The organism is Ahrensia sp. R2A130, assembly GCF_000179775.1.
Lineage (GTDB): Bacteria > Pseudomonadota > Alphaproteobacteria > Rhizobiales > Rhizobiaceae > Pseudahrensia.
The window spans coordinates 1-466 of the sequence record NZ_AEEB01000037.1; the positions used below are offsets into that span (position 1 = coordinate 1).

Annotated in this window: 1 protein-coding gene; it reads right to left on the reverse strand. The window is 60.3% G+C overall.

Annotated features, from left to right (window positions below; translation table 11 throughout):
* A partial coding sequence (locus tag R2A130_RS16625; RefSeq protein ID WP_009465360.1) for an Ig-like domain-containing protein occupies nucleotides 1–466 on the reverse strand: 466 nt, incomplete at both ends.

Below are 466 nucleotides of genomic sequence, written 5' to 3' on the forward strand. Positions count from 1 at the left end.
GTCAATGTCATTCAGGATCACAGCGCCAGAGACCGGGCTGTCTTCGTTGGTGGTAACTGCATCATCTGTGGCGGCAGGAGCGTCGTTCGTCGGCGTCACCGTCACGATCAGCGTGGCCGTGTCGCTCGAACCCGCTCCGTCTTCCACCGTATAGGTGATCGTCGGGAACACACTGCCGCCGGCAGAAAGATCCGTGTTGTAGTCGGCATCGGGGGCAAACGACCATGTGCCGTCCGTCGCAATCGACACAAGACCAACACCCGGGATCGTCACCGCTCCGCCACCGGCACCAACCGGGGCGTAAACCGTGGGGGAAGAACCAATCGTAAAGCCGGTAACGCTCAGAACATCGGGAGACGGATTCGTGGTGTCGGCATCCGTGTCATTGGCCAGCAGATTACCCGACGCAGGGATCGCCGCATCTTCTGCAATTGTGGCCGTGTCATTACCGGCAACAACCGGATCG